Source organism: Halorubrum trapanicum (assembly GCF_002355655.1).
GTDB classification, from domain to species: Archaea; Halobacteriota; Halobacteria; order Halobacteriales; family Haloferacaceae; genus Halorubrum; species Halorubrum trapanicum_A.
On sequence record NZ_AP017569.1, the window covers coordinates 2,447,053 to 2,468,122 of the forward strand.

15 protein-coding genes and 1 pseudogene are annotated in these 21,070 nt (G+C 71.3%); 10 read left to right on the forward strand and 6 right to left on the reverse strand.

Going from position 1 to position 21,070, the window contains the following annotated elements; genetic code table 11:
• Positions 1-5 precede the first annotated feature (5 nt).
• Positions 6-3,173, forward strand: a complete 3,168-nt coding sequence (locus CPZ01_RS11945) for an FAD-binding and (Fe-S)-binding domain-containing protein (protein ID WP_096395369.1) — start codon at positions 6-8, stop codon at positions 3,171-3,173.
• 86 nt (positions 3,174-3,259) lie between these two features.
• Here CPZ01_RS11945 and CPZ01_RS11950 read toward each other — a convergent pair whose 3' ends face one another.
• Both CPZ01_RS11950 and CPZ01_RS11955 read right to left on the reverse strand, forming a co-directional pair.
• Positions 3,260-4,246 (reverse strand): aldo/keto reductase, encoded by a 987-nt coding sequence (locus tag CPZ01_RS11950; protein ID WP_096395371.1) that lies wholly within the window; start codon positions 4,244-4,246, stop codon positions 3,260-3,262.
• Positions 4,247-4,687: 441 nt separating this feature from the next.
• A complete protein-coding gene (locus tag CPZ01_RS11955) occupies positions 4,688-5,806 on the reverse strand; it encodes a pyridoxal-phosphate-dependent aminotransferase family protein (protein WP_096395373.1) in 1,119 nt (372 codons plus the stop codon).
• A 143-nt stretch (positions 5,807-5,949) separates the two neighbouring features.
• On the opposite strand from CPZ01_RS11955, the gene CPZ01_RS11960 reads away from it, so the two are divergent.
• The 3 genes from CPZ01_RS11960 (at position 5,950) to CPZ01_RS11970 (ending at position 8,245) form a co-directional block, all read left to right on the forward strand.
• Complete coding sequence (locus CPZ01_RS11960) at positions 5,950-6,546, forward strand: metal-dependent hydrolase (protein ID WP_172863980.1); 597 nt, start codon at positions 5,950-5,952, stop codon at positions 6,544-6,546.
• 119 nt (positions 6,547-6,665) lie between these two features.
• Complete coding sequence (thyA, locus tag CPZ01_RS11965) at positions 6,666-7,694, forward strand: thymidylate synthase (RefSeq protein WP_096395377.1); 1,029 nt, start codon at positions 6,666-6,668, stop codon at positions 7,692-7,694.
• On the forward strand, positions 7,694-8,245 hold the full coding sequence (locus CPZ01_RS11970) for a dihydrofolate reductase (RefSeq protein WP_096395379.1): 552 nt from the start codon (positions 7,694-7,696) through the stop codon (positions 8,243-8,245). Before thyA ends, CPZ01_RS11970 begins: the two co-directional genes overlap by 1 nt.
• Before the next feature lie 81 nt (positions 8,246-8,326).
• Here CPZ01_RS11970 and CPZ01_RS11975 read toward each other — a convergent pair whose 3' ends face one another.
• On the reverse strand, positions 8,327-8,743 hold the full coding sequence (locus tag CPZ01_RS11975; RefSeq protein ID WP_096395381.1) for a thiol-disulfide oxidoreductase DCC family protein: 417 nt from the start codon (positions 8,741-8,743) through the stop codon (positions 8,327-8,329).
• Positions 8,744-8,875: 132 nt separating this feature from the next.
• On the opposite strand from CPZ01_RS11975, the gene CPZ01_RS11980 reads away from it, so the two are divergent.
• Positions 8,876-10,582, forward strand: coding sequence for an HTTM domain-containing protein (locus CPZ01_RS11980; RefSeq protein ID WP_096395383.1), 1,707 nt, complete (start codon positions 8,876-8,878; stop codon positions 10,580-10,582).
• A 7-nt stretch (positions 10,583-10,589) separates the two neighbouring features.
• Here the strand turns inward: CPZ01_RS11980 and CPZ01_RS11985 are convergent, their stop codons facing one another.
• Together CPZ01_RS11985 and CPZ01_RS11990 are read right to left on the reverse strand one after the other, a co-directional pair.
• Positions 10,590-11,471 (reverse strand): homoserine kinase, encoded by an 882-nt coding sequence (locus tag CPZ01_RS11985; RefSeq protein WP_096395385.1) that lies wholly within the window; start codon positions 11,469-11,471, stop codon positions 10,590-10,592.
• Positions 11,472-11,607: 136 nt separating this feature from the next.
• Positions 11,608-11,856: a hypothetical protein gene (locus CPZ01_RS11990; protein ID WP_096395387.1), complete on the reverse strand. Its 249-nt coding sequence runs from the start codon at positions 11,854-11,856 to the stop codon at positions 11,608-11,610.
• Between the two features lie 125 nt (positions 11,857-11,981).
• Between CPZ01_RS11990 and CPZ01_RS11995 the strand changes: the two genes are divergently transcribed.
• From CPZ01_RS11995 to CPZ01_RS12005, 3 genes are all read left to right on the forward strand, one after another.
• Positions 11,982-13,256: a TIGR00341 family protein gene (locus CPZ01_RS11995; RefSeq protein WP_096396269.1), complete on the forward strand. Its 1,275-nt coding sequence runs from the start codon at positions 11,982-11,984 to the stop codon at positions 13,254-13,256.
• 103 nt (positions 13,257-13,359) lie between these two features.
• Positions 13,360-15,540, forward strand: coding sequence for a formate/nitrite transporter family protein (locus CPZ01_RS12000; protein WP_096395389.1), 2,181 nt, complete (start codon positions 13,360-13,362; stop codon positions 15,538-15,540).
• A 59-nt stretch (positions 15,541-15,599) separates the two neighbouring features.
• A complete protein-coding gene (locus CPZ01_RS12005) occupies positions 15,600-16,349 on the forward strand; it encodes an SIMPL domain-containing protein (protein WP_096395391.1) in 750 nt (249 codons plus the stop codon).
• 599 nt (positions 16,350-16,948) lie between these two features.
• Here CPZ01_RS12005 and CPZ01_RS12010 read toward each other — a convergent pair.
• The gene (locus CPZ01_RS12010; protein ID WP_096395393.1) at positions 16,949-17,932 is read right to left on the reverse strand and encodes an NOG1 family protein; all 984 of its coding nucleotides are present in this window, start codon (positions 17,930-17,932) and stop codon (positions 16,949-16,951) included.
• Between the two features lie 198 nt (positions 17,933-18,130).
• Here CPZ01_RS12010 and arcD point away from each other — a divergent pair.
• Positions 18,131-19,596: pseudogene (gene arcD / locus CPZ01_RS12015) on the forward strand (arginine/ornithine antiporter ArcD).
• A 145-nt stretch (positions 19,597-19,741) separates the two neighbouring features.
• On the forward strand, positions 19,742-21,061 hold the full coding sequence (locus CPZ01_RS12020; RefSeq protein WP_096395395.1) for an MFS transporter: 1,320 nt from the start codon (positions 19,742-19,744) through the stop codon (positions 21,059-21,061).
• Positions 21,062-21,070: the final 9 nt, after the last annotated feature.

The window sequence follows — 21,070 nt, forward strand, 5'->3', positions numbered from 1 at the left end:
TCCCCATGGACGGAGGAGAACTCGCCGGCGACGGCGGCCCGGGGGAATTGAGCGGGGACGCCGAGAGCGACCGATCACCGCGGGTAGCGTCGGACGGCGGGGTCGCCGCGGAGGGCGCGCGCGGAACGGCTGGCGAGGTATCGGAGGCGAAGACGGACCCGGACCGGTCGGCCGCCTCCGCCGCCGCGCTAGGCCACGACCGGCCGGACGTCGAGGCGTACCGGTCGCTCGCGGCCGACCTGCGCGACGCGGTCGCCGGCGGCGTCGAGTTCGACGAGTACGCGCAGGTGCTGTACGCGACCGACGGGAGCGTCTACCAGGCCCGGCCGGCGGGCGTCGTCTACCCCCGCGGGGTCGACGACGTGCGGTCGGCGATGCGGGTCGCGGCCGACCACGGCGTCCCGGTCCTCCCGCGCGGCGCGGGGTCGTCGCTCGCGGGACAGACCGTCGGGCCCGGCTGCGTCGTCCTCGACTGCTCGCGCCACATGGACTCGATCCTGTCGGTCGACCCCGACGCGCGCCGCGCGACGGTCCAACCGGGCGTCGTCCAGGACGACCTCGACGACCGGCTGGCGGACGACGGCCTGAAGTTCGCGCCCGACCCCGCCTCCTCGGCGCGCGCGACCGTGGGCGGCGGGATCGGCAACAACTCCACCGGCGCCCACTCCGTGCGGTACGGGATCACCGACGCCTACACCGAAGAGCTCCGGGTGGTGCTGGCGGACGGCTCGCTGATACACACCCGAGAGGTCGTCCTCGACTCCCCCGAGTACGAGGCGATCGTCGCGGGGGAGGCGGGCGGCGAGCGCGAGGCCGCGCTGTACGAGACGGTCCGCGCGCTCGTCGAGGAGAACGCGGACGAGATCGAGGACCGCTACCCGACGCTCAAGCGGTCGGTCTCGGGCTACAACCTCCACAAGGCGATCTACGAGAACGACGACGGCGAGGAGGTGATCAACCTCTCGAAGCTGTTCGTCGGCGCCGAGGGGACGCTCGGCGTCGTCGTCGAGGCCACCCTCTCGCTCGTCACCCGCCCCGAGGAGACCGCGCTGGCGCTGTACGCCTTCGACTCGCTCGACGCGGCCATGCGCGCGGTCCCCGAGGCGCTCGAACTCCCCGTGAGCGCGGTCGAGCTGATGGACGACGCGGTCGTCGAACTGGCGGCGGGCTCGCCGGAGTACGCCGAGTACGCGGAGCCGATACCCGACCGGGCGGCGGCCGCGCTCATGCTGGAGTGGGACTCGGAGCTGGTCGACGGGTTCGAGGCGGCGGTCGCCGACGCGAACGACCGCTTCCTCGGCGGCGACCGCGACGCGTTCGACGTCATCGAGGCGTACGACGAGGGGACCCAAGAGGACCTCTGGAGCCTCCGGAAGGCGGCGATCCCCCTCCTGATGGGCCTGGAAGGCGACGCGAAGCCGTACCCGTTCATCGAGGACGCGTCGGTGCCGCCCGACGAGCTCGCCGACTACGTCGCCGCCTTCGAGGAGGTGCTCGACGACCACGGCACCTCGGCCGCGTACTTCGCGCACGCCGGGGTCGGGACGCTCCACATCCGACCGATCCTCTCGCTGAAGGAGTCCGAGGGGGTCGAGACGATGCACGCCATCGCCGACGACGTCACCGACCTCGTCTTGGAGCACCACGGCGCCTTCTCCGGCGAGCACGGCGACGGGCTCGCGCGCACCGAGTTCAACCCGAAGATGTACGGCGAGGAGCTGTGGGCGGCGTTCCAGGAGCTGAAGTCCGCGTTCGACCCCGAGTGGCGCATGAACCCGGGGAAGGTCGTCTACGTCGACGGCGAAACCGCCGCGGAGCGCGGCTATCCCGAGGCCGCCGCCGACACCGACATGCGCGAGAACCTCCGGTACGGGCCGACGTACCGGTCGATAGAGCCGCAGACGACGTTGGACTTCTCCGACGAGGGCGGCTTCTCCGAGCTCGTCGAGCTGTGTAACGGCTGCGGCACCTGTCGCGAGACCGACTCCGGAACGATGTGTCCGACCTACCGCGCCTCCGGCGAGGAGATCCAGACGACCCGCGGCCGGGCGAACATGCTCCGGGCCGCGATAAGCGGCGAGCTCGACGACGAGGAGATCCACTCCGACCGGTTCCAGGCGGAGGTGCTCGACCTCTGCGTCGGCTGTAAGGGGTGTCAGAGCGACTGTCCGACGGGCGTCGACCTCGCGAAGCTGAAGGCGGAGGTGAAACACGACCACCACGAGCGGGAGGGCGCCGGGCTGCGCGAGCGACTGTTCCGGGACATCGACCGGCTCTCGGCGCTCGGGAGCAAGCTCGCGCCGCTGTCGAACGCGGCGGCGAAGGTCCCCGGGGCCCGGACCGCGATGGACGCGCTCGCGGGAATCGCCCCCGAGCGCGAACTGCCGACGTTCAGGTCGACGAGCTTCGAGGAGTGGTTCGCGGCCCGCGGCGGGCCCGCGGTCGACGAGAGCGACGCGGTCGACACGGTCGCGCTGTTCCCCGACACGTACACCGACTACAGCTACCCGGCGGCCGGGAAGGCGGCGGTGCGCGTGCTGGAGGCCGCCGACGTCCGCGTCGAGGTCCCCGACGACCTCGCGCCCTCCGGCCGCGCCGCCTTCTCGACCGGGTTCCTCGATACGGCTCGGGAGCGCGCGGCCGACAACGTCTCCGCGCTCGCGCCCCGCGTCCGCGCCGGGCAGTCGATTCTCTTCGTCGAACCCTCGGACGCGGTGATGTTCCAGGACGAGTACCTGGACCTCCTCGACGGCGACGACGCCGCGGCGGTATCGGCGGCCGCGGCGGGCGTCTGCGAGTACCTCGACGCGCGTCGGGTCGACGAGCGGCTGTCGTTCGACGCGCCCGCGGAGACGCTCACCTACCACGGCCACTGCAACCAGAAGGCGACGAACACGGACCACCACGCGGTCGGCGTCCTCCGACGAGCCGGCTACGGCGTCGACCCGCTCGACTCCTCCTGTTGCGGCATGGCGGGCTCGTTCGGCTACGAGAGCGAACACTACGACCTCTCGCAGGCGATCGGGCGGATCCTCTTCGGGCAGGTCGACGACAGCGACGGCGACGCGGTGACGGCGCCCGGCGCCTCCTGCCGGTCGCAGCTCGGCGACCGCGAGGGGGCCGAGACGCCGCCGCACCCGATCGAGAAGCTAGCGGCCGCGCTCGACGAGTGAGGGACCGCGAGCGAGGCGCCTCGCTCTCGCCTCGCCCCGCTCTCGCCTCGCCGCGCCCCGCTCTCGCCTCGCCCCGTCCGCCCGCCTCACCAGCGCTGGTGGACGTGTTCGCGCACGTGTTCGTCGTACACCTCGGTCGCGGCGTCGCGCTCGGCGTCGGAGAGCGGGGGCGCCTCGCTCGCGGCCGCGTTCGCTCGGACGTGTTCGGGCGTCGTCGACCCCGGGATCACGGTCGTGACGGCGTCGTGGTCGAGGATCCAGCGCAGCGCGAACTCGGGCAGCGGGCGGTCGTCCGGCAGGCGCTCGTCGAGCGCGTCGACCGCGTCGAGCCCGGCCTCGAACGGGACGCCCGCGAACGTCTCGCCGACGTCGAAGGCGTCGCCCTCGCGGTTGTAGTTGCGGTGATCGTCCTCGGGGAACTCCGCGTCGCGCGAGAGCGCGCCCGTCAGGAGCCCGGACGCGAGCGGCACCCGGCAGATCACGCCCACGTCGCGGGCCGCGGCCTCCTCCAAGAACAGCTCGGCGGGCCGCTGCCGGAAGGGGTTGAAGATGATCTGGACGGTCTCGACGCCCGGGTACTCGATCGCCTTCAGCCCCTCCTCGACGCGCTCGACGCTGACGCCGTAGCTCGCGATTCGCCCCTCGTCCGCGAGCGTTTCGAGCGCGTCGAACGTCTCCGGCCGGTAGTACACGTCCGTCGGCGGGCAGTGGAGCTGGACCAGATCGAGCGTCTCCATGCCGAGATTCTCCCGCGAGCGGTCGACGAACCGCCGGAGGTTCGCCTCCGCGTAGCCGCCGGCCTCGTGCGGGTCGAGCCGGCGGCCGGCCTTCGTGGCGACGGTGACGTCGTCGCTCGCGATCTCCTCGGCCAGAACCTCGCCGACGATCCGCTCGGAGCGGCCGTCGCCGTACACGTCCGCCGTGTCGAAGAAGTCGATCCCGGCGTCGCGGGCGGCCTCGACCGCCGCGACCGCCTCGTCTTCGGTGACCTCGCCCCAGTCGCCGCCGATCTGCCAGGCGCCGTAGCCGACCTCGCTGACCGCGCCGACGTCGCCGAGTTCGCGATGGTTCATGTCGCCTGGACGTTACCCGGGCGAACGCAAGGGCGTTCCGGAGACGGCGTCGTGCGATCGGCGTGACTGGGCCGACCAACGCTTATAAATAAAGCTGCGGTGGCGCGTGCCTGCGAGCGGCCGCCACCGGCGGCCGCGAGGCAGCACCGCGCGAGGGAGTCGGCCGACCGGAGGGAGGCCGACGAGGCTGGGGAGGAGTGAGGAGCGGGGCGGTGCTGTGCGGGACGGGACTCAAAGGGGCAGCCGGGAGGGCGGCGCAGGCGACGCAAGCACCACAGCGAAGGAGCGAACGAAGTGAGCGACTGAGTGAGGAGCGCAGCGAGCGTGCGCCGCCCTCCCGGCTGGGGCTTTGGCGGTGTTCGCCGCAGATCTACCAGCAATCATTTAAATACAAGCGACTGGGGATTTAAAATCGTCTGCCGTCGATTCGCCGAGGACTATTTATAAAACGTCGGCGAGCGCGTCCATCGTCTCCTCGACGCGCTCGACGCGAGCGTTGTGGCCCATGTGGCCGACCCGAAGCACGTCCCCGGCGCCGTCACCGAGCCCCGTCGCGAGAGTAATATCGTGCTCCTCGCGCAGTCGCTCCTGGAGCGCCTCGGCCCGCCCGGGAACCTCGAAGGCGGTCACCGTCGGCGAACTGCGCTCCGGGTCGGGAACCGGTTCCAGCCCCAGCTCCGCGCCGCGCTCGCGACAGCGCGCCGCGGCCGTCGCGTGTCGCTCGCGGACCGCGTCGAGCCCCTCGTCGAGCAGGAGCCCGAGGGCCGCGTCGAGCGCGACGACCTCGGTCGTCAGGTGCGTGTACGGGAACCCGTCGCGCACGTCGCGGAACGGGAGGAAGTTCGCGTACAGTTCGTGCGGGTCGCGCTCTTCCATCGCGGCCCACGCGCGGTCGCTCACCGCGGCCGTCGCGAGGCCCGGCGGCGCGCTGAAACACTTCTGGGAGGCGCCGAGACACACGTCGATCCGATCGGTCGGGACCTCGACGCCGCCGAGCGAGGAGACCGCGTCGACGACCGTCAGGAGCTCCGGGTCCGCCGCCTCGATCCGGTCGAGCGCGCTCCCGACGTCGTTGAGCGTCCCCGTCGGCGTCTCGCAGTGGACCATCGTCGCGAGGTCGAAGTCGGCGCCGTCGGCCGCCAGCGCGTCGTCGAGCGCGTCGAGCGGGAGCGGCTCGTCGTGCCCCGCCGCGACGAGGGTCGCCTCGCCGCCGTACGACTCGACGAAGTCGGCGAACCCCTCGCCGTAGGGCCCGTTCGAGAGACACAACACCTCGGTTCCCGGTTCGACGAGCGAGGCGACCGCGGCCTCCAGCCCTAAGATTCCCTCGCCGCCGAGGGCGACGACGTCGCGGGCCGCGTCGCCGGCGCCGCCCGCGTCGCCGGCACCGCCCGCGTCGCCGGAACCGCCCGAATCGACGCCGTAGACCGTCGCCAGCCGCTCCGTGAGTCGGTCGTATATCTCCCGGAACCGCGGGTCCACGTCGGGGTTGATCAGCTCGCGGGACATCGCGTCGCGCACCGGCTCGGGGACCGCCGTCGGTCCCGGCGTCATGAGCATACGCCTCGGTTCGGCCGGCGATATATAAACGGTCCGCGGGCGGACCGGTCAACGGTCTCGGGACGGGGCGGTCGAGAGCCCCGGCCCGCGACGGGCGGGCCGACATCCTCATATATTTCTGTCGCCTGCGTTCCGGTACGATGATGCTTCCGACCCACGTGCTGGCGGGGATGCTGCTCGCGGCCCCGCTGGCGCGGGCGGCGCCGGAACTCGCGCCGGTCGGGTTCGCCGCCGGCTTCCTGGGCGGACTCCTCCCCGACCTCGACATGTACACCGGCCACCGGCGGACGCTCCACTACCCGGTCTACTACTCCGTCCTCGCCGTCCCGGCGCTCGTCGCGGCCGTGGCCGCGCCGTCGGCGCTCACCGTCGGCGTCGCGCTCTTTCTCCTCGGCGCGGCGCTCCACAGCGTCTCGGACATGTACGGCGGCGGCTTGGAGCTCAGACCGTGGGAGGGGAACTCCGACCGCGCGGTGTACGACCACCACCGCGGGACGTGGATCCCGCCCCGGCGCGGCGTCCGGTACGACGGCGCCGTCGAGGACCTCGCGCTCTGCGTCGGGCTGTCGGTCCCGCTGCTCGTGCTGGTCGACCCCCCGATCCGTGCGGTCGTGTTCGGCACGCTCGCGATCGCGGTCGTCTACACCGTCCTCCGCCGCCGGCTCGCGGAGATCGCGGCGGCCGTGATCCCGTTGCTTCCCGCAGCGTTCGACCCGTACCTCCCCGAGCGGTACCGGTGAGGCCGCGGCGGACGAGCGCCACCCGACCATCGGACCGACGCGCTTACTTTTCCCGCCTCGTTTGACCAGACAACAGTCCGCGCCGGCGGCCGATCCGATCCCGGCGCGCCGAACCCACCATGCAACAGTACCTCGACCTCGTCGACGACGCGCTCTCGACGGGCACGTACAAGCCGAACCGAACCGGCGTCGACACCATCGCGACGTTCAGCGGGCAGTACACCGTCGACCTCGCGGAGGGGTTCCCGCTCCTGACCACGAAGAAGATGGACGGCTACCGGTGGAACTCGCTCATCCACGAGGTGCTGTGGTACCTCTCCGGCGAGGAGCACATCCGGAACCTCCGCGAGGAGACGAAGATCTGGGACGCGTGGGCCGACGAGGAGGGGAAGCTCGACACCGCGTACGGCCGCTTCTGGCGCCGGTACCCGGTGCCGGACGAGGACGCCGCACTCCCCGGCGAGACGTGGCCCGACGACGCCGACCGCTGGGTCACCGTCGAGGAGGACGCCGACGGGACGACGCGGCGCACCTTCGACCAGATCGGGTACGTCCTCGACACGCTCGAGGAGAACCCGCACTCCCGCCGGATGGTCGTGAACGCGTGGCACCCGGCGAACGCCGCCGTCTCGACGCTGCCGCCGTGCCACTACACCTTCGTGGTGAACGTCCAGGACGGTCGGCTCAACCTCCACCTCACGCAGCGCTCCGGCGACATCGCGCTCGGCGTCCCGTTCAACATCGCGGCGTACGCGCTGCTCGCGAACGCATTGGCCCAGCGGACCGACTTCGAGGTCGGCGAGTTCGGCCACACCGTCGTCGACGCGCACGTCTACTGCGGCCGCGGCGACCGCGGGAAGTGGTACGCCAACAACCTCCGCTACGTTCAGGAGCGGCTCGCGAACGTCGAGCGCAAGGGCGACTACCTCGACGTGAAGAGCTGGGTCGAGCGCACCGCCCCCGACGAGCCGAACGGCCAGGAGGGGTACGACCACGTGCCCGGCCTCCTCGAACAGCTCTCGCGGACGCCCCGCGACCGCCCGCGGATCGAGATCGCGGACAGGCCGCTCGACGAGCTGACGTACGAGGACGTCGAAGTCGTGGACTACGACTCAGCGGACGGCATCTCGTTCGCGGTCGCGGAGTGATGCCGGGCGCCGATTCCGACGCGACCGACTCCGCCGATCCCGACCTCGTCCTCGTCGCCGCGGTCGCGGAGAACGGCGTGATCGGCGACGGCGGCGGGATGCCGTGGCACTACCCCGCGGACCTGGCGCACTTCAAGCGGCTGACGACCGGCCACCCGGTGATCGTCGGCCGGAAGACGTACGAGCGCATCGCCGACCGGATCGGGGGCCCGCTCCCCGACCGGACGAGCGTCGTGTTGACGACCCGCCCGATCGGCGACGACGACCTCTCCGAGGGCGCGGTCGTCGCGGGCGACCCCGAGACCGCGCTCGAACGCGCGACCGCGGACGCCGCCGACCGCGGCGTCGACGCCGTCTACGTCATCGGCGGCGCGACGGTGTACGAGGCGTACCTCGACCGCGCCGACCGGATGGTCCTCACCGAAATCCCCGAGCGCCCCGAGGGCGACACGCGCTTTCCCGACTGGGACCCCGAGGCGTGGGCCGAGCGCGAGCGCGAGACCGACGGCGACCTCGCGTTCGTCACCTACGAGCGGCGCGACGAGGACTGAGCGCAGGGGCGCGGGCGAAGTGAATGCCGCGGCGCGGAGGGAGTGGCGCGCAGCGGCCCACCACCCCGATCCCGACCGCGCTCACTCGATGAACCGCGACTCCATGTCGCCGGACGGCATCAGACACTGGTCCTTCTTCCCGAACCAGCGGTACCGGTTGTCGGCGACGAAGTCGTAGACGCGGTCGCGGAGCGCGGCGGGGACGTACCGGAACGGCGAGAGCAGCCGGTAGCGGCCGCCGAGCCCCGTCGCGATCCGGATCACCGCCGACGACTTCACGTAGCTCTCGCCGTCCTCGATCAGGACGATCGACTCCAGCTCGTCGGTCGGGAGGTCGTGTTCGGCCAGCAGTTCCCGCCCGACGTCGGACTGCAGCGAGGCGAACCGGTACTTCCCCTCCGGGTCGCGGGGGACGACGAACTGGACGAACCCGCTACAGAGGTTACAGACGCCGTCGAAGAGAATTATCGCCGCGTCGTCCGGAATCTCCCGCTCCATTACCGGTCACGCTTGGGCGGCCGCGAAGTTCAGGATTCCGGTCGGACGGCCACCGAGACGTGAGCCACCGTTTCACCGTACCGAAGGCTTATGCCGTTTTCAGAGTTGGTCCAACAAAACGGGTACAGCACTATGAATCGAAGTCCCTCCCTCGTAACGCTCAGATCGCGGCTCTCGGCCGCCGTTCGTCGTCTCTCAGCGATCGTCGCCGCGCGAAGCTCGGTGGACCTGCGCGCGCTCGCCGCCTTCCGGATCGGGCTCGGAACGCTGCTGATCGCCGACCTGCTCCGTCGCTCTCGCTCGCTGACGGCGTTTTACACCGACGACGGCGTACTCCCGCGACGCGCGCTGTTCGCCGACTACTCGGGGACGTACTCGCTCCACGCGCTCTCCGGCGAGCCCTGGGCCGTCGCGTCGCTGTTCGCAGTCGCGGGCGTCGTCGCCCTCGCGCTGGCCGTCGGGTACCGGACGCGGCTCGCGACGGCCGTCTCGTGGCTGCTGTTGCTCTCTCTCCAGGCCCGGAACCCGATGGTGTTGAACGCGGGCGACGCCCTCCTGGCGATGCTGCTCTTCTGGGGCGTCTTCCTCCCGCTCGACGCGCGCTGGTCGGTCGACGCGATCCGACGAGCGGAGGCCGAGAGCCCCGGCGACGACGCGGCACCTGACGACGCCGGCGGCGACGCGACACCTGACGCCGAAGACGGCGACGAGGACGACTCGGCGCCGGAAACCGCCCCCTCGCCGGGGGGCCCGCACGGGACCGCCGTGGCGACGGTCGCCTCGCTGGGCGTGCTCCTCCAGATGCTGGTGATGTACGTGACGAACGGCCTCCACAAGCTCGAGGGGGAGCTCTGGATGGGCGGCGAGGCGGTCGCGTACGTCATGCAGGCGGACCACTTCACCTACCTCCTCGGCGACCACGTCGCCGCGTTCCCGGCCCTGTTGCGAGCGGCCACGTACGCGTGGGTCGCGCTGCTTTTCGCCTCGCCGCTTTTGATCCTTCTCACGGGATACGCGCGCGCGGCGGTCGCCTCGCTGTTCGTCGGTATGCACCTCGGAATGGCGGTCACGATGCGGATCGACCTGTTCCCCCTCATTTCCGTCGTCGGCTTCGTCCCCTTCTACCAGACGCCGGTCTGGGACGCCGCGGCGCGCGCGGTCGACCGGTACGGCCCGGCCGCGGCCATCGACCATTGGCGTGAGCGCCTCGAATCCGCGGGGAGAGCGATCGCTTCGCTCGACGCGTCGGTTCCGCGACCGACGCGAAACGACCGCCTCGCCGGCCTCGCGGCGGGCATCCGCGCGGGAGTCGAGCGCGGCCGCCCGCTCTTCTCGACGGTCATTCCCGTCTTCTTCGTCGTGTTGATCGTCCTCTCGAGCGCGCAGTCGGTCGGCTACGGGGAGGTTCCGGACCCCGGCGAGGAGGTCTTAGAGACGGTCGAGATGGATCAGCACTGGCAGATGTTCGCGCCCGAGCCGATCCGCACGACCCACTGGTTCGCCGCTCCCGGCGTCCTCGAGAACGGGAGCGAGCGGGACGTGTTCCGGGACGCCGCGGTCTCGCTGGACCGACCGCCGGACGTCGACGCGACGTACCCCACCGCGCGCTGGCGGAAGTACCTCACGAACGTCGAGTCGACGAGCAACGAGAAGCACCGCTCGTACTTCGCGAACTACCTCTGCGGGGAGTGGAACCGGACGCACGCGATCGGCGTCGAGAACGTCACCGTCTACCACTTCTACGAGCGGACCGACCCGTACAACGGGACCGTGCTGGCCGACGGTCGGTTCGGGCTGATCGAGTACGACTGCTCCGGTCAGTTCGTCCAGAACGAGTGACCGTCGCTCACTCCGTGAGGAACGTCGTACCGCGGCCGATTCGAGTCTGGTAGGCGCGCGCTTCGATGCCGGCGCCGGCGAAGGCGTCGAGCATCTCGGCGGCGACGCCGCGGCGGTCGCGCTCGCGGCAGGCCGCGATCACCGCGGGGCCGGCGCCGCTGACGGTGACGCCGGTCGCGCCGGCGTCGAAGGCGCGGTCGCGCACGTCGTCGTAGCCGGTGATCAGGCGGGCGCGCTCGGGCGTGACCACGGGGTCGCTCATGCCGAGGCCGACGAGGTCGGGGTCCGAGCGACACATGCCGATCGCGAGCGTCGCGGCGTTTCCGACCGTCTCGACCAGCTCCTCCATCGAGGCGCTCTCGGGGACGACCCGGCGCGCGTCGCGGGTCGAGACCGCCACGTCGGGGAGGCAGACGACCAGCGGGATCGCGGCGTCGACCGAACGGGTTCCCTCCGCGGTCGTCACGGTGAACCCGCCGAGGATCGAGGGAGCGACGTTGTCGGCGTGCGCGACCCCGGAGACGACGGCCTCGCCCTCGGCGGCGATCGGGACCAACTCCTCCCGGGAGTGTCCGCGGTCGTACAGCCGGTTGAGCGCGACCGCGGCGCCCGCGGCGCTCGCGGCCGAGGAGCCGAGCCCGGAGGCCGGGCGCACGCCCTTGTCGATGTGGATCCGTGCCGGCGCGTCGAGCGCCTCGACGACGGCGCCGACGGTGTTCTTCTCGGGGTCCTCCGGGATGTACTGCGCGCCGACGCCCGTGACCTCGATCGTCGTCTCGGCCGCCTTCTCGACGGTGACGACGTCCGCCGGCCGCGAGAGCGCGGCCCCGAACACGTCGAAGCCGCTCCCGAGGTTCGCGCTCGTCGCGGGGGCCCGTACCGTTACCATGGCGGGGAGTGTCTCCCGGGGGGCAAAAAGGAGCGGGATCGAACAGAACGACGAACGCGGTCGCGGCCGGCGGAGGGAGAGGGGAGAGAAGGAGGGGCGTCGAGGACGGTTCGGTCGGGCGTTCCGTTCGGCCGCGTCAGCGGGCCATCGTCCACAGCAGCGTCCCGACCAGGACGAGCGGGATGCCGAGGAGGATGAACGTCGGCGGCATCGTCGTGTACGGCGCCATCAGGAAGACGACCCCGAAGACGGCCAGGATCGACGCGATGACCTTCTGTGACTTCAGCGGCGCAGCCCCTAGAAGCGACACGAGGAGCCCGAACAGGACGATGTGCCCGAGGTGGTAGTCGAGCAGGAACGTGTCGATGACCAGCGGCGAGAGCATTCTTGGCTGGAGGTGTGAGCGATTCGCGCATTAAAGTTCCGTTTCTCGCGGCTCGGCCGGCCCGCCGCGTGCCGATCTTATAAGGGGCGTCGGCGCGACCGGGGACCGTGCGACTCGTTCAGGTCATGATTCCGGCGGGCAAGCGGGCGGCGGTCGTCCGCGCGCTCGACGACGAGGGGGTCGACTACGTCGTCACCGACGAGACGAGCGGTCGGGAGTACACCGCGGTCGCGACGTTCCCGCTCCCGACCGCCGCCGTCGAGCCGGTCCTCGACCGACTGCGGGAGGCGGGGATCGACGAGAGCACCTACACCGTCATCGTCGCGGCCGAGACGGTCATCTCGCGGCGGTTCGAGGCGCTCGAAGCGCAGTACGAGGAGGAGGCCGACCACGGGGGCGACCGCATCTCGCGCGAGGAGCTCCAGGCGAAGGCGGAGGGGCTCGCCTCCGGACTCGGGACGTACGTGCTGATGACGGTCATCTCGGCGGTGATCGCCACCGCGGGGCTCCTGCTCGACTCGCCCGCGACCGTGGTCGGCTCGATGGTGATCGCGCCGCTCATCGGGCCGGCGATGTCGGCCGCGATCGGCACCGTCGTCGACGACGAGGCGCTGTTCCGGCGCGGCGTGCGGATGCAGATACTGGGCGTGACGGTCGCGATCCTCGCGGCGACGCTGTTCGCGTTCGCGCTGCGCTCGCTCGCCTTGGTCCCGCCCGGGCTCGACCCGCTCGAACTCGCGGAGGTGTCGGAGCGGGTCGCGCCGAACGTCCTCGTTCTGGTCGTCGCGATCGGGGCCGGCGTCGCGGGCATCGTCTCGCTGATGACCGGCGTCTCGGCGACGCTCGTGGGCGTGATGATCGCGGTGGCGCTCATCCCGCCCGCGGCCGCGGTCGGCATCGGGATCGCGTTCCAGATTCCGCGGCTCGTGATCGGCGCCGGCGTCATCGTCGCGGTGAACGTCCTCTCGATCAACCTCTCGGCGCTCGTGGTGCTGTGGTACGAGGGGTACCGGCCCCAGCGGTGGTTCCGCGAGGACGAGGCGCGCGCCGCGTTCCTCAAGCGCGCCGCCGTCCTGGCCGTCGCCATCGCGCTGCTCTCGGTGTTCCTCGGCGGCGTGACCTACGAGTCGTACGTCGCCTCGACCACCGAGGCCGACATCCGCGCCGCCGCGACCGACGAGCTGACGGCGATCGACTCGGAGTTCGAGCTCCTCGAACTGAGCGTCGAGCGCACCGGGACCGTCCCGCCGCTCGAAACGGACCGGGTGGTGGTCACCGTGGGGGTACCGCCCGGCAGCACCGTGGAGGGAATCGCGCCCGCGCTCGACGGCCGGATCGAGGCGGCCGTCGACCGCGAGGTCGCCGTCGAGGTCCGCACGGTGACCGTCGAACGGGCCTGAGCGCCCCGCCGGCGGGTTCCGCCGATCGCCAGCCGTTCGCTCGGTTTTCCCCGCGTGACCGGAAGAGCAAGTGACTTTTACCGGGCCGCCGTGGCCTCCGCCAGTGACGGACTCAGAGCAACCCGACGACGACTCGATGCGTGAGGTCGTCGAGCGGTCCCGGAGCGGCGCGCCCGCGGTCGGCGAGGCCGTCCGGGACCGGTTCTCCTCGGACGAGGTGTTCCAGCGGATCATCGCGGCCGCGGACGAGGAGGTGACCTCGGGGAGCCGCGAGCTGTTCTTCAGCGGGCTCGCCGCCGGGTTGGCGATCACGATCACGTTCATGCTGTACGCGTCGCTGACCGCGGCGACCGACTCCCATCCCGTCTTGAGCGTGCTGCTGTACCCGCTCGGGTTCATCTACATCATCATCGGCGGCTACCAGCTGTACACCGAGAACACGCTGCCGCCGGTGGCGCTCACCCTCGAACGACTCGCGAGCCTTCCGACGCTCCTCCGCCACTGGACGATTGTGCTCGCGGGGAACTTCGTCGGCGGCGGGATCGGTGCGCTCGTGCTGTCGTACGGGGGCGTCTTCACGGGCGACACCGTCGACGCGGCGCGGTACATCTCCGAGGGAGGGTTCGGCGTCGGCACCGTGCCGCTGTTCTTCAAGGCCGCGATGGCGGGGCTCGTCGTCGCCGGCGTCGTCTGGGTCGGCTTCGCCTCCACCGACTCCGTGAGTCGGATGCTCGTCGTCTACCTCGCGTTCCTCGCGATCCCGCTCGGCGACCTGTTCCACGTGGTCGTCTCCTTCACCGAGGTCCTCTACCTGTTCTTCGAGTACAGCATTCCGCTGTACGGCGCCGAGATCAGCCTCTACTCCGGGATGGTCGGGTTCGTGGTCCCGGTCCTGCTTGGGAACACCATCGGCGGTGTCGTCTTAGTCACGCTCGTCAACTACTTCCAGACCAGCGAGGAGCGCCTCGAAGAGGCGCGCTTCGAGGGCGTCAGCCGTCGCCTGACGGTCCCCGAGTGGGTGTTCGGCCGCGCGGCCGGTCGCTCGTACGTCCCCATCTTGGACGCCACCGAGGCGACGCTGTTCGCGGGCGAGGGGTACCGGATCATGGTGCCGATCACGAACCCCCGGACGGACGGCCCGATCGTCAGGCTGGCGGCGCGGCTCGCGAGCAGCCACGAGGACGGGGTCGTCCATATCGTCCACGTGGTTCAGGCGCCGGAGCGCATGTCCCTGTCCTCCGGTGACGCGGGCCAGCGGATCGCGAACGTCTCCGCGCAGGGAATGGCCGACCTCCGGTCGACCGCGGCCGAGTACGACGTCGACGTATCGACCTCGACGGTGGTCTCGCACCGCTCGTTCGAGGAGGTGTTCAACATGGCCCGTCGGACCCGCCCGGACGCGGTGCTGATGGGCTGGGGCGACGACCAGCTGTGGAGCGCCGCCCGCGCCGAGCGCCCCATCGACGAGCTCACCAACCAGCTCCCCTGCGACTTCCTCATCCTCAACGAGCACGAGCTCGACACCTCGCGGGTCCTGATCCCGACCTCCGGCGGTCCGGACTCGGACCTGAGCGCGGAGGTCGCGAAGGTGCTCGCCGACACGGCCGACGCCGACGTGACGCTGCTCCACGTGGTCGACGGGCCAGAGAACAGGGGACAGGGTGAGCTGTTCCTCGCGAACTGGGCCGAGGAACACGGCCTCGAAAACGCAGAACTCGTGGTCGACGACGGCGGCGACGTGGAGGCGGGAATCTGCGACGCGGCCGCCGACAAGACCCTCGTCATCATCGGCGCCACCGAGAAGGGGCTGCTCTCGCGGCTCGTCTCGGACTCGCTGCACCTCGACGTGATCCACGACGTCGACGCCTCGGTGCTGCTCACCGAGCGCCCGAGCAGCCGGTCGCTGCGCGAGCGGCTGTTCGGCTCCGGCCGCCGCGCGACCGACGTGTCGGGCGGCGTCGAGCGCGATCCGGAGCGGTCCGAGGGAACCGACGTACGGTCCGCCGAGACCCGCGACGGCGACCGCGACGGCGCCGGTCGCGACCCGGACGACGGATCTCCCGACGGCGGGTCCGACGCCGCCGCGGACGCGGCGGTCGACGAGGTGACCGAGGACGATGCGGACGGCGCCGACGCCGACGAGACGGCCGAGAGCGCGGACGACGGTCCCGAGGACGAGCAGCCGCACCTCGACGAAACGTTCATCGCGGACCACGACGAGGCGGACGAGGAGGCCGCAGACGAGGCGGACGACGACGCCGACCGCGGCGACGACGCGCGATAGCGAAAACGGCTCTTTGCGCTATCGGCGTTTTATAGGTACCCGCCGTCGATCGGGCGGATATGGACAGACGACTGACGGCACTCATCGGCATCGCTGCGCTCGTGGCGCTCGCCGGCTGCGCGGGGATCGCGGGGACGGCCACCCCGACGGACGGCGGCGACGAGACGGGACTGGAACGGAGCATCGAAGTGACGGCCGCGGGCGAGGCGACCGCAGCCCCGGACCGCGCCACGCTCCGCGTCGCGGTGACCGCCACCGGCGACGACGCCGCGGCCGTGCGCGACGAACTGGCCGCCGGCGAGGAGGAGATCCGGACGGCGCTGACCGACTGGGGGCTCGACGAGGACGCGATCCGGACCGAGCGGTACGACGTGCGCGAGAGCTACGAGACCCGGGACGACCCGAACCGGACGCGGTACGAGGGCGTCCACCAGTACGCGATCGAGCTCGACGACGTCGACGCCGTCGGAGAGGTGATCGACGTCGCGGTCGATGCCGGCGCCGACCAGGTCCAGCGTATCCAGTTCGGGCTGAGCGACGAGCGCGAGCGCGAACTCCGCGAGGAGGCGCTCACGGCGGCGATGGCGAACGCCGACGACGACGCGGCCGTCCTCGCGAACGCGAGCGACCTCGAAGTGGTCGGCGTGTACGACGTCTCCACGGCGCAGTCCGACCCGACGCCGTTCATCGCCGAGAGCTTCAACGCGGCCGCCGGCGGCGACGCGGGCGGCGCCTCCACGAGCGTCCAGACCGGCGACGTGAGCGTGCGCGTCACGGTGAACGTCGTGTACGAGGCGACGCCGGCCTGACGGCGGTACGGAGGCGTATCGATCTCAAGGCTGTTATACTCCTATTTTTAGACAGTTTACCACTTGAAAAATCCAATTGATGGGGCGGCTTCTTGATCGAGTGCGGGAGTAGGTATCGCAGATCAGCGGTGGCGGGAGTATATTTAAAAGGCGATGAGCGATAGCGACGATCGCTTATAAAAGAACACCGCGGTGCGGTGGCGCGCCTGCGAGCGGCCGAAGCGAAGCGGAGGCCGCGAGCCAGCCCGCGAGGGAGTCGCTGGCGCCGGGACGGCGCCAGCGACGAGGCTGGGGAGGCGTGAGGCTGTGCGGTGCTGTGCGGGGCGGGACTCAAAGGGGCAGCCGTCGAGGCGGGCGGAGGCGACGTAAGTAGCGTGGCGCTACGCGCCACGGAAATCCGGCGGCGAAGCCGCCGGCGACACCGCAGGAACGAGCGACGCGAGTCACAAGGAGCACAGCGAGCGTCCGCCCGCCTCGACGGCTGGGGCTTTGGAGGCACTCACCGCGGTAGTGTCAGTCACTTATAAACAGCCGACAACAACACCGCTATTCTACTTATAAACGGCCTCACTCACGACGTACTACACGTACTCCCGTGACTACTCCCCGTCGCGCGTCGGGAGGTCGGGCTCGTAGCCGACCGCGTCGACCGCCATGTCGAGGACGTCCTCGACGTTCTCCCCTTCCGTGACGCTCATCGTCGCGTCGACGGACTCCGCCTTCACCGCCTCGAAGCGGTCGTGTTTGTTCGCCACGGTGAGCAGCGGCACGTCCGCGCCGAACAGCTCGCGGACCTCCTCGCGGAGCTCCAGCTGGACGTCGAGGGGGTAGCCGCAGTCGCCGGAGGGGTCGATGACGAAGACGACGGCGTCCGCGAGGTGTTCGAGGGCGCTCACCGCCTGCCGCTCGATGTCGTTGCGCTCGTCTTCCGGCCGGTCGAGCAGCCCGGGCGTGTCGACGATCTGGTAGCGGACGCGGTCCCGATCGAAGTGGCCGATCTGGACGCCCTTCGTGGTGAACGGGTACTCCGCGATCTGGTTCGACGCGCGGGTGACGCGGTTGACGAACGAGGACTTCCCGACGTTCGGGTAGCCGGCGACGACGATGGCCGGCTCGTCGGGGTCGATCTCCGGGAGCACCTTCAGCTGGTCCCGCGAGTCGCCGATGTACCGGAGGTCGTCCTCGATCTGGTCCATCACGTCCGCCATGCGCGCGAACGCCTGCTTGCGGTGTTTCCGCGCGGTGTCGACGTCCGAGTTCCGGATCTTCGTCGTGTACTCGTCGCGGAGGTCCTCGATCTGGCGGCTGGCCCACATCACCTGCGAGAGCGCCTGTCGGAGGCGGTCGACGTCGACGATGGCGTCGGCGAGCTCGTAGTAGAACGGGTCGACGTCGAAGCCGAAGTCCGGCCACGAGGTGACGACGTTCTCCAAGTTGTCCGAGAGCACGTTGCCGGCGGTCCGGAGCATCGACTCCTGGGCGTCGTGCCCGCGCTTCGCGCGCCCGGCCCGCGCCGCCCGCGAGAACGCCTTGTCGACGAGTTCCTCCGCGCGCGGAGTCGTCGGGAGGCCCTCAAATATCATGTTGCCCCGACTTGACCGCCGACGCGTATAAGACCGTCCGTTCGCGGACCCCCGCGACACGGCGGCACACGGTCGAACGCGCCGACCCTCGGGAACGGAGCCGTTCCGTCGCCGCGGACTGCGAGGGCGATGAACGATCGTTATCTTCCCCACGCATATTTCGAGACGTTCTTATGCTTCAAGAGAATATCGCGGCGCATGGCACGCTCGTTCACGCCGACGGCGTACGAGGACCTCGACCCGGACCGTCGCCCGAGCCTGGCGGCGGCGCTGGTTCCGGTCCTCGCCGTCGTCGCGTTCCTCGGCATCGGCTCGGCCCTCCTGGGCCTGGACCCGCACCCGCCGCTCCTCTGGAGCATCGCCTTCGTCGGCGCGTTCGGGCTGTGGCTCGGCTACGACTGGGACGACCTGTTCGACGGCATCGCCAACGGCCTCGTGATGGGGCTCCAGGCGATCCTCATCATCTTCACCATCTACGGGCTGATCGCCACGTGGGTCAGCGCCGGCACCATCCCGAGCCTGATGTACTAGGGCTGGAGGTGCTCTCGCCGACGACGTTCCTCCCCGCGGCCGCGGTCCTCGCCGCGGTCGTCGCGTTCGCGATCGGCTCCTCGTGGACCACGGTCGGGACGCTCGGCGTCGCCTTCGTCGGCATCGGCGCGGGGCTCGGCGTCCCGGCGCCGATGACGGTCGGCGCGGTCCTCTCGGGCGCGTACGCCGGCGACAAGCAGTCGCCGCTCTCCGACACCACGAACCTCGCGGCCGGCGTCACCAACACCGACCTGTACGGTCACATCCGCCGCATGCGGACCGGCACCGCGATCGCCTTCGGGCTCGCGGTCCTCGGCTTCGCCGCGCTCGGCCTCCGCACGAGCGGGGCCATCCCGGCGGGCCGGATCGCCGAGATCCAGGGCGGACTCACGGAGACGTACGCGATCACGGTCGTCGCGTTCGTCCCGCTCGTCGTCACCTTCGGGCTGGCGCTGCGCGGCTACGCGGCGCTCCCGACGCTCGTCGCCGGCGTGTTCGCCGGCGCGTTCACGACCATCCTCCTCCAGGGGACCGGCTTCGTCGCCGCGTGGGAGATATTCATGTACGGGACCGCGCCGGAGTCGGGCTCCCAGACGGTGAACGACCTCCTCGCGACCGGCGGACTCACCGGCTCTGCGTGGACGATCACGGTCGTCGTCGCCGCGCTCTCGCTCGGCGGAATACTGGAGCGCACGGGCGTCCTCGCGGTGCTCGCCCACGCGTTCACGTCGGCCGTGCGGAGCCCGGGCGCGCTGGTGGCGGGGACCGGCGTCTCGGCGATCTTCATCAACGCGCTCACCTCCCAGCAGTACATGAGCATCGTCCTCCCGGGCGTCACGCTCCGGAACACCTACGACGAGTTCGGGCTCGACACGGACCAGCTCTCCCGCGCGGTCGAGGCCGCCGGGACGCCGACCGGCGCGCTGTTCCCGTGGCACGCCGGCGCCGTCTTCATGGCGAGCGCCACCGGCGTGCCGACGCTGGAGTACGCGCCCTACTACCTGTTCGCGTTCCTCTCGCCGCTCGTGCTGTTCGCCATGGCCGCGACCGGCTACACGATCGACGTGGGACCGCTCGCGGCCGACGCCGATCCGGGCGAGACCGCCGCGCCGACTCCCGGAAGCGACGACTGAGCCCCGGACGGCCGCCTCGGTCCCGCTCGGGCCGACCGGTCCGTTCGCGGAACCGAGCGCCTCGTTCGCGATATCGACTGTTCCGTTCGCGATACCGAGCGCCGTAACCGGATCCGTTTTGTCCCGCGGGACACCGAGTCGGCCCATGTCCGAGCGGTGGCTGTACGCGTGGGGGCTCGCCTCGGTGGCCTTCGGCGGCGCCTCGCTCGTCGTCCCGCTGTACGTCGTCGACCTCGGCGGCGGCCCGTTTGTCCTCGGCATCCTCGCGGCCGTCGCGGCGCTCGTCGGCGTCCCCGGCGCCCTCTGGTTCGGTCGCGCCGCCGACCGCACCGGCAGGCGGCGAGGGCTCGTCCTCGCCGCGCTCGCCGGCGCGACCCTCGCGGTCGCCGCCGTCCCGCTCACCGACCGGATCGCTGCGGTGATCGCGGCCAACGCCGTCGTCTGGTTCGCCTTCGCGGCCGCGACGCCCGTCCTGACCCTGCTCGCGGTCGCGGACGCGCCCGAGGCCGCCTGGAGCGAGCGGATCGCCGACCTCAACCGGTATCAGGGGATCGGCTGGGCGCTGGGGCTCCTCCTCGGGACCGCGTGGACCGTCGGCGGGGCCGCCGTCGCGTCGCCGGCGGCCGCCACCCGAACGCTGTTCGCGCCGCTCGCGGTCGCCGCCGGGCTCTCCTGTGTCGCCGCCGCCCGGACGCTCCCGGCCGACCCGCCAGGCGACCTGACCGAGGGCACCGCCGCGTTGCCCTCGGGGAGCCGCGTGCGCCGCGCCATCCGCCGCGCCGACCGGTTCGCCGTGCGCGGCGCGACGCTCCCCGGTGCGCTCGCCCGGACCGACTTTCGGGGGCTCGATCCGCGACGCCTCGCCGCGCGCTTCACGCCCGCGCTCGCGGCGTACTTCCTCGCCGCGCTCCTGTTTCTCTCCGGATTCTCGGCCTTTTTCGCGCCGCTGCCGGCGTTCCTCACCGAGATCGGGTTCGGCTCCGGCGGCACGTTCGCGCTGTACCTAGTGAACAGCGTCGCGGCCGCGGTCGCGTTCGGGACCGCCGGCCGCCTCGCGGCCGAGCGGAACGTCGTGCGGCTCCAAGTCGGCGGGCTGGTCGCCCGCGCGGTCATGCTCCCCACGGTCGCGCTCGTCGGCGCGGCGCTCGGCGCGAGCGCGCTCGGGTTCGTCGCGGTCGGCGTCGCGTTCGCGGCGGTCGGGCTCACGTGGGCGGTGATCGCGGTCACCGCCGGCGTGCTCGTCACGCGCCTCGCGCCGCCGGCGATCCGGGGCGAGGCGCTCGGCGCGTACGCGGCGCTCGGAGCGCTGGCGGGCGGAATCGGCAGCGTCCTCGGCGGCTGGCTCGCGGCGGTCGGCTACCGCCTCGCGTTCGGCGTCGCCGGCGCGCTCGTCATCGCGGGCGCGGCGGTCGCGCTCGCCGTCGGGCGCCGAGTCGACGGCGGCGGGTCGGGCGCAGTGCGGTGACTCGCCGGG